The sequence below is a fragment of the Caballeronia sp. LP006 genome (assembly GCF_031450995.1).
Classification (GTDB): domain Bacteria; phylum Pseudomonadota; class Gammaproteobacteria; order Burkholderiales; family Burkholderiaceae; genus Caballeronia.
The window spans coordinates 2,872,900-2,886,650 of sequence record NZ_JARTVW010000005.1 but is presented as its reverse complement, the minus strand read 5'-3'; the positions used below and the strand labels follow the sequence as shown (position 1 = coordinate 2,886,650).

Genomic DNA, 13,751 nt, shown 5'->3' with positions numbered 1-13,751 from the left:
CGCCTTTCGTACGCGTGTGCTCCGGTTCGAATCAAGCGATTCCATGCCAGCAGGCAACAGGGTAAACCGTTAGCACGCGTTGCTTGACGCGGTTATATCGGCTTTCTAATATGCCTCATCACAGCACTGGTCCGACCAGTCGGAACAGTTGCCCGGAAATGAAACCCTTCAACGACAAGGAGAAGGTCGTGTCGAGATTCCTGAATTCGCTGTTCGGCAGGGTGATGATCGCGCTGGTCATCGGTATCGTGGTCGGCGCGCTTTTCCCGCACTTCGGCCAGTCGCTGCGGCCGCTCGGCGATGGCTTTCTCAAGCTCATCAAGATGGTGATCGGGCCAATCGTGTTTTGCGTCGTCGTCAGTGGCATGGCGAGCGCGGGCGATCTGAAGAAGGTCGGGCGCGTCGGTCTGAAAGCGGTGGTCTACTTCGAGATCATGACTACGCTGGCGCTCGTGATCGGCGCGATCCTCGCGTGGGTGACGCGTCCGGGCGTCGGCATGAATATCGACCTGCATACGCTCGACGCGTCGTCGCTCACGACCTATACGGAACACGCGAAGAGCCTCAAGGACACGGCGGGTTTTCTGCTGAAGATCATTCCCGATACCGCCATCGACGCCTTCGCCAAGGGCGACATCCTGCAAGTGCTGGTGTTCTCCGTGCTGTTCGGCTCGGCGCTCTCGTTGCTCGGCGACAAGGCGAAACGCGTGACCGGTCTGATCGACGAACTCTCGCACGTGTTCTTTCGCATCATGGCGTTCATCATCAAGCTGGCGCCGCTCGGCGTGCTCGGCGCGATTGCGTTCACGACCGGGCAGTACGGCGTCGAATCGTTGAAGCAACTCGGCCTGCTCGTGGCCGTGTTCTATGCAAGCTGCTTCCTCTTCGTGTTCGTCGTGCTCGCAGTGGTGATGCGCCTCGCGGGCTTCTCCATCTTCAAGCTCGTGCGCTATCTGCGCGAAGAATTGTCGATCGTGCTCGGCACTGCATCGTCCGATGCCGTGCTGCCGCAGATCATGCGCAAGCTCGAATGGATGGGCATCAAGGACTCGACCGTCGGCCTCGTGATTCCGACCGGCTATTCGTTCAACCTCGACGGCTTCTCGATCTACCTCACGCTCGCGGTGATCTTCATCGCGCAGGCGACCAACACGCCGCTTTCGCTGCATGACCTGATCGTCGTGGTGCTCGTGTCGCTCGTGACTTCGAAGGGCGCGCACGGCATTCCCGGCTCGGCCATCGTGATCCTTGCGGCCACGCTGTCGGCCATTCCCGCGATTCCCGTGCTCGGTCTCGTGCTGATTCTGCCGGTCGACTGGTTCGTCGGCATTGCGCGGGCGGTGACGAATCTCATCGGCAATTGCGTGGCGACGGTGGTCGTAGCCGTGTGGGAGAACGACATCGACCGGGCGCGCGCCAGGCGTGTGCTCGACCAGGACGCGGATTATCGCTTCGTGCCGGCCGCGCCCGAAACCTCGCATGGGCATGAGAACGCGCACGCGATCTGATGCCGAAGCTGCGCTCGATCTTCAAATAAAAGGACATACGAATGGCAAATCCGATTTTCGATCCCGATGCGCCCGCCTTTACGCGCCGCTATATGAACCTCGCGGACCCGCGTCTCGGCGCGCAGGCGCTCTTCGCCACGGACGAATTCTTCGCGCCGAAGGAACGCATGCTGGAGCCGCAGCCGGCGGTGTTCATTCCCGGCAAATACGACCAACACGGCAAGTGGATGGACGGCTGGGAAACGCGCCGCAAGCGCACGACGGGCTATGACTTCTGCGTCGTCAAGCTCGCGCGCGCGGGCACGATTCACGGCATCGATATCGATACGAGTCATTTCACGGGCAACTTTCCGCCGGCCGCGTCGGTCGAGGCGTGCTACAGCCCGAACGCCGATCCGGCGAGCGCGCCCGAAGACGGCGACTGGCGCGAGATCGTGCCGGCGACGACCTTGCAGGGCAATCGTCATCACTATGTCGAGATCGCCGATACGCGCGCTTACACGCACTTGCGCGTGAACATTTACCCCGATGGCGGGATCGCGCGGCTACGTGTGTATGGTCAGCCGAAGACGGATTTTTCGCGCATCGAGCGCGGCACGCTGCTGGACCTCGCGGCTGTCGAGAACGGCGCGTATCTGGTCGCGGCGAACAATCAGCACTTCGGGCCAGCATCGCAAATGCTGATGCCGGGACGCGGCGTGAATATGGGCGATGGCTGGGAAACGCGTCGCCGTCGCGAGCCGGGCAACGACTGGGCGATCGTGGCGCTGGCCGCGCCCGGCGTGATCCGCGTGGTCGAAGTCGATACCGCGCATTTCAAAGGCAATTTCCCGGATCGCTGCTCGCTGCAGGCGGCGCGTGTGGAGGGCGGCACGGATGAATCGCTCGTGACGCAAGCCATGTTCTGGCCTGTACTGCTCGACGAGCAAAAACTCGCTATGGACAAGGTGCATCGCTTCGAGAAGGAGCTCGCGAAGCTCGGGCCCGTGACGCACGTGCGCTTCAATATTTTTCCGGATGGCGGCGTGTCGCGGCTGCGCGTCTTCGGCGAAATTCAATGAAGACGCCGATGCTTGTCTTGCTCGCGCGCCAAGCGTTCGCGTTCATCGATCAAGGTACGTGAACGTAATTGCGAATCGTGCGCATACGCATCTCGCAAATCGTACAGGCGAAATGAAACCGCCGTCCATCGTTGCCGATGGGCGGCGGTTTTGCCTATCGCGCGCCGGACACCCGGCGCATCCGCTCAATGCTTGCGGTGCGGGCAGTTTTCTTTCGTGCAGGCGCCGTACAAAGCCAGCGCATGCTCGTGGAGCTTGAAGCCGCGCTCTTTCGCGATGGACTGCTGACGGCGTTCGATCTCGGCGTCGAAGAACTCTTCCACGCGGCCGCAGTCGATGCACACGAGGTGATCGTGATGCGAACCTTCGTTGAGTTCGAAGACGGCCTTGCCCGATTCGAAATTGCTCCGCGACAAAAGTCCGGCTTGCTCGAACTGCGTGAGCACGCGATAAACCGTGGCGAGACCGATATCCAGCTCTTCGGTGAGCAGGTTTCGATACACGTCTTCAGCGGTCAGATGGCGCACCGGACTGTGCTGGAAGATTTCGAGAATCTTGAGGCGGGGCAGGGTCGCCTTGAGCCCGATATTTTTGAGATCGGCGGGATTGGTCATGGCTAGGCATCCCTAGAGTACAATTTGAGGTTCTCATAGTAATGCGTTTTGACCGTTCCCGACATCATGAACAGAAATGACACGGATCGGTCCGCATGAGCACGTGACTGTCGCGTATTGGCTCACGTATTGGCTTGGATTGGCTTGGATTGGCGCGGCCTTCGAAAACGCCTCGCGCGAAAGGTTGAAATGTTCTCAAAAATTTTATCGAATTGCAGGGAGAGCCGTCGCATGCGGGGAACCATGATCGCTGCAACCGTGGCCGCATTGCTGGCCGGTTGCTCGACTTACGACAGCATCACGCAGAAGATCGCGCAGAGCATCACGCCGTATCGGATCACGGTCGTGCAAGGCAATTTCGTTTCGCAAGAAGCAGCAAGCCAGATGCAGGTCGGCATGTCGCGCGATCAGGTCAAGCAAATTCTCGGCACGCCGCTTCTCACCGACATGTTCCACGCGGATCGCTGGGACTACGTCTTTTACTTCAAGCGCGGTTCCACGTCGGTCGTGCAGCAGCGCGACTTCGTCGTGAACTTCGCGAGCGAGCGCGTGGTGAGCTGGTCGGGCGGCGAGAATCTGCCTTCGAACCTCGAACTGCTCGCGGAAATCGACGGCGACAAGGGCGTGAAGGTCGCGAAGGCCGCGGTGCCTCCCGCTTCCGCGCCGGTCGCGGCATCCACCGTGGCCGTGACCGCTCCGGCGGGCGAGCCTTCCACGCAGCCAAACGCAGCCGCGGCTTTTTCGGGCGACGCGAACCAGCAAGCGGCGCAGGCCGCGAATCGCGCGACCGCTCAGGTGGATACGCCAACGGGCCGTCAGCGCTCTTCGGCCTACAGCAGCGCGCCGCAAAGCGCGGGCGGTGCGCCGGGTTCGGCGGGCGCGGGCGGCAGCAACTCGCAGATCCAGTTGCAGCGCAAGCCGCAGCAAATCAACATTCCGGATAGCAGCGCGGTAGGCCCGGCGAGCACGTCGCCCACGCCTTCCAACGCCGGTGGTCAGACGCAGTTCTCCATGCCGCAGTAACGCGGCGCAGACGGGAACCGGCGCGCTCCTCGCGCGGTTCCCGTTGCTTCCAATCTGCATCATCCAGCGCGTGACCGTTGCGCGCTTCGACACGAGACAGCCATGAAGATCGCCATCGCCGGGGCATCGGGCCGCATGGGCCGGATGTTGATCGAAACCGTTCTCAACGATCCCGACGCGGAACTCGTCGGCGCCCTCGACCGGCCCGGCGTGCCGCAGCTCGGCCAGGACGCGGGCGCGTTTCTCGGCAAGACCACGGGCGTCCTGCTCACCGACGACATCGAACGCGTGTTCGCCGCCGCCGATTATCTGATCGACTTCACGCGCCCCGAGGGCACGCTCGCGCATCTCGAAGCCGCGCTGCGTCACAACGTGAAGATGGTGATCGGCACGACCGGTTTCTCCGATGAACAGAAGGCGCAATTGCGAGCCGCGGGCGCGAAGATCGGCGTCGTGTTCGCGCCGAACATGAGCGTTGGCGTGAACGTCACGCTCAAGCTGCTCGAATTCGCGGCGAAGCACTTCGCGGAGGGCTACGACATCGAAGTGATCGAGGCGCATCACCGGCACAAGGTGGATGCGCCTTCTGGCACCGCGCTCGCCATGGGCGAGGCAGTGGCCAAGGCGCTTGGCCGCGACCTCAAGGACTGCGCCGTCTACGCGCGCGAAGGCGTGACCGGCGAACGCGACCCATCGACTATCGGTTTCGCGACCATTCGCGGCGGCGATATCGTCGGGGATCACACGGTCATGTTCGCGGGTATCGGCGAGCGCGTCGAGATCACGCATAAATCGGCGAGCCGTCTGTCTTACGCGCAGGGCGCGCTGCGCGCGGTGAGGTTTCTCGCGAGCCACGACAAAGGCTTCTTCGACATGCAGGACGTCCTCGGGCTGCGCTGAGATTCATGGCGGCCACAGGCGTCATTCATTATCTTCAAAGCGGCGACGCGGTCACGCATGCGATTGCGGGCGTGCTCCTCGCCATGTCGTTCGCGAGCTGGTGTTTTCTGCTGGTAAAGGCGTGGGTGCTCACGCGCGCGAAGCGTCAGGGGCCGCGCGGGGTGCAGCGGTTCTGGCAGGCGGCGACGCTCAAGGACGGCATCGGCGCCTTGCGTGCAGTCGATCGCGAGCGCGTATATCTGCCGCTCGCCGAGGCTGCGTGGCGTGCGTCGGAAGCCGAGATGCCGGGCGCGTTGCTCGCGCGCGTGGAACGCAGCGAACGCGTGCTGCGCGCGTTGCGCCAAGCGTTGCTGAATTCACAGCGGCGGCTGGAGTTCGGGCAGGTTCTGCTGGCGTCGGTGGGCAGCACGGCGCCGTTCGTCGGGCTGCTTGGGACTGTGTGGGGCATTTATCACGCGCTGACCAGCATTGCGGCGAGCGGACAGGCAATGATCGAAACCGTCGCCGGTCCGGTTGGCGAGGCGCTTATCATGACGGCCTTCGGGCTCGTCGTGGCCATTCCGGCGGTGCTCGCCTACAACGTGCTCGGGCGCTACGTGCGGCAGATTTCCGAGGAACTCGACGGCTTCGCGCACGATCTGCACACGTTCGTGTGCGGTGAAGGCAAGTAGGGGAGCGCGAGGCGATGGCGTTCGGCGGACTCGACAAAAAGCCCAATAACGCGCCAATGGCGGACATCAACATGACGCCGCTCATCGACGTCATGCTCGTTCTGCTCGTCATCTTTATTATCACCGCGCCGCTTTTCACGCATGCGATCCGGCTCGATCTGCCGAAAGTCGCGTCGCAGCCGGCGCGCGAGACGCCGCAGACCATCACGCTTTCCATCGACGATGCAGGCAAGCTCTACTGGAACGACGCGCCCATCAGCATGAACGACATGCGCGCGCGTTTCGCGGATGCCGCCAAGGCCGCGCAAAAGCCCGAAGTGCATTTGCGGGCGTCGAGCGCGACGCGCTACGAGGTCATCGCGCAGGTAATGGGCGCGGCGCAGCAGGCGGGGTTGGAGCGGATTGGGTTCGTTACGCAAGCGGTCGGGCAACCGGCGCGGTAGGCGCGTCCTTTAGTTTTGCGGCGGTTGGCGGCGCCGGGCGGGATGCAACTTCAACATGCCGGTCAAATGTATCTTCCCGCTTCGTACACTTGAGCTTTGCAGCGACGGGAGACGCGAAGCGCGGCACAATCCTAATGCGCTCCTCGATCAAGCTTGCATTGCGCGTATGTCGCTCGATCGGCTTACTTGGCGGCGTTTGACTTCTCACCGGCGGGCGCTCGAAGCTTTGCATCGTCGCCAAGCACCGCGCCGCCTCCGCCAGAAAGCCCTGCACACGCATCTCGAAGCCTGCCGCCATCGCCTGAGCAAGTTGACACGACGGTATAATCGCCCTTTGCCCGTGCTTTGCGTTGCTCGTCAGCAGCAGGACGAAACACCGGGCGCAGCGCCAATCCAGACCGACACGCCGCAAAGCGCGTCCGAGGTCCGTTCCCAGCATTTGCGTAAAGCCACCACACCATGCACGATAAATACGTACCCGCCGACGTCGAATCCGCCGCGCAGAGCAACTGGCGCGCGAACGACGTCTACCGGACGACCGAGACGTCGGCCAAGCCCAAGTTCTATTGCGTCTCGATGCTGCCGTATCCGTCGGGCAAGCTGCACATGGGTCACGTGCGCAACTACACCATCAACGACGTGATGTACCGTTATCTGCGCATGAACGGTCACAACACGCTCATGCCGATGGGCTGGGACGCGTTCGGCATGCCCGCCGAAAACGCGGCCATGGCGAACAACGTGCCGCCGGCAAAGTGGACCTACGAAAACATCGCGTACATGAAGAAGCAGATGCAGTCGATGGGTCTCGCCATCGACTGGTCGCGCGAAGTCGCCACCTGCTCGCCCGAGTACTACAAGTGGAACCAGTGGCTGTTTCTCAAGATGCTGGAAAAGGGCATCGCGTACAAGAAAACCGGCACGGTGAACTGGGACCCGGTCGATCAAACCGTGCTCGCGAACGAGCAAGTCATCGACGGGCGCGGCTGGCGCTCGGGCGCGCTCGTCGAGAAGCGCGAAATTCCGATGTACTACCTGCGCATCACCGACTATGCGGACCAGTTGCTCGACGATCTCGAAGGCCTCGGCTGGCCCGAGCGCGTCAAGATCATGCAGCAGAACTGGATCGGCAAGAGCTTCGGCGTGAATTTCGGTTTCCCGTATGAGATCGATGGCGAGGCGAAGCTGCTGCGCGTGTTCACCACGCGCGCCGACACCATCATGGGCGTCACCTTCGCGGCGATTGCTGCGGAGCATCCGCTCGCCACGCGCCTTGCCCGCGACAACGCGGACTTGCAGGCGTTCATCGAGGAATGCAAGCGCGGCGGCGTGGCGGAAGCCGATGTCGCCACCATGGAAAAGAAGGGCATGCCCACCGGTTTCTTCGTCACGCATCCGCTGACGGGCGAACAGGTCGAAGTGTGGATCGGCAACTACGTGCTGATGTCCTACGGCGAAGGCGCGGTCATGGGCGTGCCCTCGCACGACGAGCGCGATTTTGCGTTCGCGAAGAAATACGGCTTGCCGATCAAGCAGGTCATCGCCGTCGAAGGCAAGACATATTCGACCGATGCCTGGCAGGAATGGTACGGCGACAAAACCGCCGGGCGTCTCGTCGACAGCGGCAAGTACGACGGCATGACGACCGAGGAAGCCATCAACGCGATCGCCGCCGACTTGAAAGCGAAAGACTTCGGCGACAAGCAGATCACCTGGCGTCTGCGCGACTGGGGCATTTCGCGTCAGCGCTACTGGGGCACGCCGATTCCGATCATCCATTGCCCGAGTTGCGGCGACGTGCCGGTGCCGGAAAAAGACTTGCCGGTCGTGCTGCCGGAAGACCTCGTGCCGGACGGCACGGGCAATCCGCTCGCGAAGTCCGAAGCGTTCCTGAATTGCGCGTGCCCGAAATGCGGCGCGGCGGCGAAGCGCGAGACCGACACGATGGACACCTTCGTCGATTCTTCCTGGTACTTCTCGCGCTACAGCGCGCCGGACGCCAAGACCATGGTCGACGAACGCACCGATTACTGGATGCCGATGGACCAGTACATCGGCGGTATCGAGCACGCCATTCTGCACTTGCTGTACTCGCGCTTCTGGACCAAGGTCATGCGCGACATGGGCCTCGTGAAGTTCGGCGAACCCGCGAAGAATCTGCTCACGCAGGGCATGGTGCTCAACGAGACGTTCTATCGCGAAGACGCGGCGGGCAAGAAGACCTGGTACAACCCGCTGGATGTCACCGTCACGCACGACGACAAGGGCCGCCCCACGGGCGCGACCTCGAACGCGGACGGTCAGCCGGTCGTGCTCGGCGGCGTCGAGAAGATGTCGAAGTCGAAGAACAACGGCGTGGACCCGCAGACGCTCATCGACCAATACGGTGCGGATACAGCGCGTCTTTTCGTTATGTTCGCCGCGCCGCCGGAGCAATCGCTCGAATGGTCGGGCGCGGGCGTGGAAGGCGCGAGCCGGTTCCTGCGCCGCGTGTGGCATTTCGGACACGACAACGCTGAAGCGCTGCGTCAGCACGCGAAGCTCGATGCATCGAAACTCAACGATGCCGATCGCGCGCTGCGCCGCGAAATCTATACGGTGCTCAAGCAAGCCGACTTCGACTACGGCCGCCTGCAGTACAACACGGTCGTTTCGGCCGCGATGAAGATGCTTAACGCGCTCGAAGGCGCGAAGCAGTCGAGCGAAGGCGTGCTCAACGAAACCTTCAGCGTGCTGTTGCGCGTGCTGTATCCGGTCGTGCCGCACGTCACGTTTCAGTTGTGGTCGGAACTCGGTTACGCCGATAGCTTCGGTCCGCTGCTCGATGCGCCGTGGCCGAAGGTCGACGAAGCCGCGCTCGAACAATCGGAGATTGAACTCGTGTTGCAAGTCAACGGCAAGGTGCGTGGCGCGCTGACGGTCGCGAAGGACGCATCGCGCGAAGACATCGAAAAGGCCGCGATTGCGCACGAGATGTTCGAGAAGTTTGCCGAAGGGCGTGCGCCGAAGAAGGTCGTCGTGGTGCCGGGACGCCTCGTCAACGTGGTCGTCTGATGATGAGCGCCAAGGGAGTGGATGTGACCGGAAAACGAGTCGAGGCAACCGGCATGGGCAGGCGTTCGTTTCTGGCGCTGCTTGGCGGCGCGCTCGCCGTATCCGCGTGCGGCTTCCAATTGCGCGGACAGCAGGACTACGCGTTCAAGCGGCTCTCCATTTCGGGCGGCACGCCGCAAATGGTCGCGCGGCTCGAACGCATGGTGCAGGGCGGCAGCGATACGGTCATCGTCAAGGCGGGCGAGAAGCCGGACGCCACTTTGTCGCTGTCGGAGGGCACGGGCATGGGCACGCTGAGTCTGAATTCGCAGGGCGTGGTGCAGGAATACGAGCTCGATTTCCGGCTGACGTATTCGCTGCTCGGCGCCGACGGCACGTTGTTGATTCCGCCTAGCGTCATCGCGCTGAATCGCGCAATGACCTACAGCGACCAGTACACGCTCGCGAAATCGCAGGAAGCGACGCTGCTCTACAACGACATGCGTAACGACGCCGTCGATCAGTTGACGCGCCGGCTTGCCGTCGTGCGTTCGCTGCATCCGGCGCCGAGCGAGCAGACGCCGGGCATCGCGCCACGCGCGCCGTTGCCGACGCCGCCGCTTTGATCGCGCGCGCTCATCGACCATCATGCAGTTGAAGCTCGACGCGCTCGAAGCGCACCTCGCGAAAGGTCCGAAGGGTCTGTACGTCGTTTATGGCGACGAGCACCTGCTCGCGCAGGAAGCGTGCGACCGCATCCGAGCCGCGGCGCGCGCGGCGGGTTTCACGGACCGAACGGTGTTTACCGTCGAGCGCGGTTTCGACTGGAGCGGGTTGATCGGCGCGACGCAGTCGATGTCGCTCTTCGGCGACCGGCAACTGATCGAGTTGCGCATTCCCACGGGCAAGCCGGGCAAGGAAGGCGCGGAAGCGTTGAAGACGCTCGCCGCCGCCAATAACCCCGACATCCTCGCGCTCGTCACCTTGCCGCGTCTCGATGGCGCGACGCAGAAGTCCGCGTGGTTCACGGCGCTGATCGGCGCGGGCGTCGCGCTGAAAATCGATCCAGTGGAACGCGCGCAATTGCCCATGTGGGTCGGTCAGCGGCTTTCGTTGCAAGGCCAGCGTGTGGCGCCAGGGGAAGAAGGGCGGCGAGCGCTTCTGTTCATCGCCGAACGCGTGGAGGGCAATCTGCTCGCGGCGCATCAGGAAATCCAGAAGCTCGGGCTGTTGTATCCGCAAGGCGTATTGAGTTTCGAGCAGATTCACGATGCCGTGCTGAACGTCGCGCGCTACGACGTCTTCAAGCTCAACGAGGCCATGTTGACCGGCGATATCGGCCGGCTCGCGCGCATGCTCGACGGTCTGAAGGGCGAAGGCGAAGCCGCCGTGCTCGTGCTGTGGGCGCTGGTCGAAGAGGTGCGTACGCTGCTGCGTATCAAGCGCGGCGTGGCATCGGGCAAACCGCTCGCCACGCTCATGCGCGAGAACCGCGTCTGGGGTCCGCGCGAACGGTTGATCGGCCCGGCGCTCTCGCGCGTGACCGAGGAAGCGCTGGAGAAGGCGCTTTCGCTGGCGGCGCGGCTGGATCGGCAGGTGAAGGGGCTGTCCGGGAGCACGGGCAAGCGCGGCAGCGAACCGCCGCCCGATCCCTGGGCCGGCATGTTCGAGCTAGCCATGGCTGTCGCGCAGTCCAGCAAGGCCGCGCATGCCGTCGCCGTTGCGCCACCGGCGCGAGTTCGTCGCTAGACGCTTGAGCGGGCGCTGTTGCAATACGCTTAACCGCTTAGAATGATTTTTTCAGCGCTCGCCGTTGTTCGGGCGGAGCGCGATATCCAGACATTGCGGATGCCTGCGGCCCGCAAAGAGACACATGATGAACATCGATCACTACATGGCCGACCTTGGCCGGCGCGCGCGCAAGGCGTCGCGTGCCATGGCGCGGGCATCGACGGCGGCCAGAAACGCGGCGCTGCATGCGGTGGCGCTCGCTATTGCCGAGGAACGCGTAGCACTCAAAGCGGCGAATGCCCGCGATCTCGCCCGCGCGCGCGAGAAGGGTCACGACGCAGCGTTCATCGACCGTCTGACGCTGTCGGACAAGGCGCTCGACACGATGGTCGAGGGCTTGCATCAGGTCGCGGCGCTGGCCGATCCCATCGGTGAAATCAGCGGGCTCAAGTATCGGCCGAGCGGCATTCAGGTCGGGCAGATGCGCGTGCCGCTTGGCGTGATCGGCATCATTTATGAATCGCGGCCGAACGTGACGATCGACGCGGCCGCGCTGTGCCTCAAGTCGGGCAACGCCACCATTTTGCGCGGCGGTTCCGAGGCGCTGGAATGCAACACGGCGCTTGCAAAGCTCATCGCCAAAGGCCTCGAAACGGCCGGCTTACCGCAAGATGCGGTGCAGGTCGTCGAGACGGCGGATCGCGCGGCGGTCGGCAAGCTCATCACCATGACGGAGTTCGTCGACGTGATCGTGCCGCGCGGCGGCAAGAGCCTCATCGCGCGGCTCATGGAAGAAGCGCGCGTGCCCATGATCAAGCATCTCGACGGCATCTGCCACGTTTATGTCGATGACCGCGCGGATCTCGCCAAGGCCGCGGTGATCTGCGACAACGCGAAGACGCATCGCTACGGCACCTGCAACACGATGGAAACGCTGCTCGTCGCGCGAGGCATCGCGCATGAGGCACTGCCGGCGCTCGCGCGCGCGTTTCAGGCGAAGGATGTCGAACTGCGTGTGGACGGACTTGCGCGCGCCGTGCTCGAAGCGGCGAATGTGGGTTCGCTCGTCGATGCCACCGAGGTCGACTGGACCACGGAATATCTCGCGCCGGTTCTGGCGATCAAGGTCGTCGAGGACCTCGATGAAGCGATCGAGCACATCAACATCTATGGCTCGCATCATACGGATGCCATCGTCACCAAAGACCACGATCGCGCCATGCGCTTTTTGCGCGAGGTCGATTCGGCGAGCGTGATGGTCAACGCATCGACCCGTTTCGCCGATGGCTTCGAATTCGGTCTCGGCGCGGAAATCGGCATCTCGAACGACAAGCTGCACGCGCGCGGACCTGTCGGGCTGGAGGGGCTGACGTCACTAAAATACGTCGTGCTCGGGCGCGGCGAAGTGCGTCAGTAAGGTCACGCGATGCTCTGGATCAAATCGCTGCATATCGTGCTGGTCGCGTCGTGGTTCGCCGGGCTTTTCTATCTGCCGCGCATTTTCGTGAATCTCGCGATGGAAAAGGACGCGGCTGCAACCGCTCGCTTGCTGCTCATGGCGCGCAAGCTGTTTCGCTTCATGACGTTCATCGCGGTGCCCGCCCTGGCGTGCGGGCTTTGGTTGTGGCTCGTGGTAGGCATTGGCGCGGGGCAGGGCTGGCTGCATGCGAAGCTCACCGTCGTTGCGCTGATCATCGTTTATCACGCTTATTGCGGGCGCTTGCTGCACACGTTTCAACGTGGCGAGAATAAGCGGTCGGACAAGTGGTATCGGATGTTCAATGAATTGCCGGTGCTGGGTCTTTTAGGCGCGACGTTGCTTGTCGTGGTCAAGCCTTTTTAGCTGCTTGCCATTTTCACGCGTCGCGCTGTTCAAGTAGCGCTAGCACTATTTCGCCGAATACTTCCGGCCGTCCCTCGAAGAAGCGTTGCACGACTTTAGTCGCAAGCATCCACGCGCGTAGCGCTTCTCTCTCATCCCGGTTAATCGCCAACCGGACGGCAGCCTCAACGTAGTCGTCCACAGTCGTGGCGACCATCCATTCCGGCATCGACGCGCGTGCGAACATCGCGCCGTCGATATGCTCGAACACTTCCGGTCCCGTTTTGCAGATACCGGGCAAGCCGACGGTGAAGGCATCCACGATTCCGTTTGTGTTGCCGAAGGGAAAGGGGCTCAGGAACATGTCCATGTTGGCGAGCTGTTCGGCGTATTCATCGTAGGGCAAGAAACCGTGGATCGTGAATGAGCCAAAAGGAAGATACTCGCTCAGCACGCGATTCAGGTGCATCAAGGTGAACACCTTGCTGCCGCTCACAATGAAATGCAGATGCACATGCGGCCCTGCCCGCTGCACGATTGCCCTGCAGGCAGTGAAGAAGGACGGATTGAGCTTCATCGGCGTCGCGGCGATGGCAATGTCAGTGTGGTTCTTGCCAACCGGCGTGCGGGCCGGAACCGCGCTCAATAAACTCGATGCGATATAAGGCTGTCCGTCCTTCGGCAGCCGCATGAGTTTTTCGCTGAAGCAAGCCGGGTCGCCGACATAATCATCTTCGACACTGACGTAGTCGATGCGGTCCGAATGCGTCGTCGCCGGGTGCCCGAGCGCCGCAATTTGCAGCGGCGCGACGCGGATGTTTGACAAGAAAATGGTCAGAACCGACATGCCCACGCTGGGCATGTACAGCACGCTTGGGTGCTCCGTTTGTGCGAAGTCGCGAATGAGGCGGACTTGGTCGAGCACGTTGGCGCCTTCCGGGAGAT

At 62.6% G+C, this 13,751-nt stretch carries 13 protein-coding genes; 11 read left to right on the top strand and 2 right to left on the bottom strand.

Annotation, left to right across the window (positions count from 1 at the left end):
* Positions 1-188 precede the first annotated feature (188 nt).
* Together P9250_RS30035 and alc are read left to right on the top strand one after the other, a co-directional pair.
* A complete protein-coding gene (locus P9250_RS30035; RefSeq protein WP_244828113.1) occupies positions 189-1,508 on the top strand; it encodes a C4-dicarboxylate transporter DctA in 1,320 nt (439 codons plus the stop codon).
* Between the two features lie 41 nt (positions 1,509-1,549).
* Positions 1,550-2,569, top strand: a complete 1,020-nt coding sequence (gene alc / locus P9250_RS30030) for an allantoicase (RefSeq protein WP_310396711.1) — start codon at positions 1,550-1,552, stop codon at positions 2,567-2,569.
* A 185-nt stretch (positions 2,570-2,754) separates the two neighbouring features.
* On the opposite strand, the gene fur is transcribed toward alc, so the two are convergent.
* Entirely contained in the window at positions 2,755-3,183 is a 429-nt protein-coding gene (fur, locus tag P9250_RS30025; protein ID WP_244826232.1) for a ferric iron uptake transcriptional regulator, read from the bottom strand.
* A 231-nt stretch (positions 3,184-3,414) separates the two neighbouring features.
* On the opposite strand from fur, the gene P9250_RS30020 reads away from it, so the two are divergent.
* The 9 genes from P9250_RS30020 (at position 3,415) to P9250_RS29980 (ending at position 12,827) form a co-directional block, all read left to right on the top strand.
* Positions 3,415-4,206, top strand: a complete 792-nt coding sequence (locus P9250_RS30020; RefSeq protein WP_250526245.1) for an outer membrane protein assembly factor BamE — start codon at positions 3,415-3,417, stop codon at positions 4,204-4,206.
* A 102-nt stretch (positions 4,207-4,308) separates the two neighbouring features.
* Positions 4,309-5,106: a 4-hydroxy-tetrahydrodipicolinate reductase gene (gene dapB, locus P9250_RS30015; protein ID WP_250509475.1), complete on the top strand. Its 798-nt coding sequence runs from the start codon at positions 4,309-4,311 to the stop codon at positions 5,104-5,106.
* 5 nt (positions 5,107-5,111) lie between these two features.
* Complete coding sequence (locus tag P9250_RS30010) at positions 5,112-5,777, top strand: MotA/TolQ/ExbB proton channel family protein (RefSeq protein WP_244826229.1); 666 nt, start codon at positions 5,112-5,114, stop codon at positions 5,775-5,777.
* A gap of 14 nt (positions 5,778-5,791) precedes the next feature.
* Positions 5,792-6,220 carry a biopolymer transporter ExbD gene (locus P9250_RS30005; protein WP_244826228.1) on the top strand — a complete coding sequence of 143 codons (429 nt, stop codon included), beginning with the start codon at positions 5,792-5,794 and terminating at the stop codon, positions 6,218-6,220.
* A gap of 459 nt (positions 6,221-6,679) precedes the next feature.
* The gene (gene leuS, locus P9250_RS30000) at positions 6,680-9,274 is read left to right on the top strand and encodes a leucine--tRNA ligase (RefSeq protein WP_250492718.1); all 2,595 of its coding nucleotides are present in this window, start codon (positions 6,680-6,682) and stop codon (positions 9,272-9,274) included.
* Positions 9,275-9,327: 53 nt separating this feature from the next.
* Positions 9,328-9,879 (top strand): LPS assembly lipoprotein LptE, encoded by a 552-nt coding sequence (gene lptE, locus P9250_RS29995; protein ID WP_244828112.1) that lies wholly within the window; start codon positions 9,328-9,330, stop codon positions 9,877-9,879.
* Between the two features lie 22 nt (positions 9,880-9,901).
* Complete coding sequence (gene holA, locus P9250_RS29990) at positions 9,902-11,002, top strand: DNA polymerase III subunit delta (RefSeq protein ID WP_250465635.1); 1,101 nt, start codon at positions 9,902-9,904, stop codon at positions 11,000-11,002.
* A 127-nt stretch (positions 11,003-11,129) separates the two neighbouring features.
* Positions 11,130-12,401 (top strand): glutamate-5-semialdehyde dehydrogenase, encoded by a 1,272-nt coding sequence (locus tag P9250_RS29985; protein WP_310396930.1) that lies wholly within the window; start codon positions 11,130-11,132, stop codon positions 12,399-12,401.
* A 9-nt stretch (positions 12,402-12,410) separates the two neighbouring features.
* Entirely contained in the window at positions 12,411-12,827 is a 417-nt protein-coding gene (locus P9250_RS29980) for a CopD family protein (RefSeq protein ID WP_244826225.1), read from the top strand.
* A 13-nt stretch (positions 12,828-12,840) separates the two neighbouring features.
* On the opposite strand, the gene P9250_RS29975 is transcribed toward P9250_RS29980, so the two are convergent.
* On the bottom strand, positions 12,841-13,731 hold the full coding sequence (locus P9250_RS29975) for a hypothetical protein (protein ID WP_310396706.1): 891 nt from the start codon (positions 13,729-13,731) through the stop codon (positions 12,841-12,843).
* Positions 13,732-13,751: the final 20 nt, after the last annotated feature.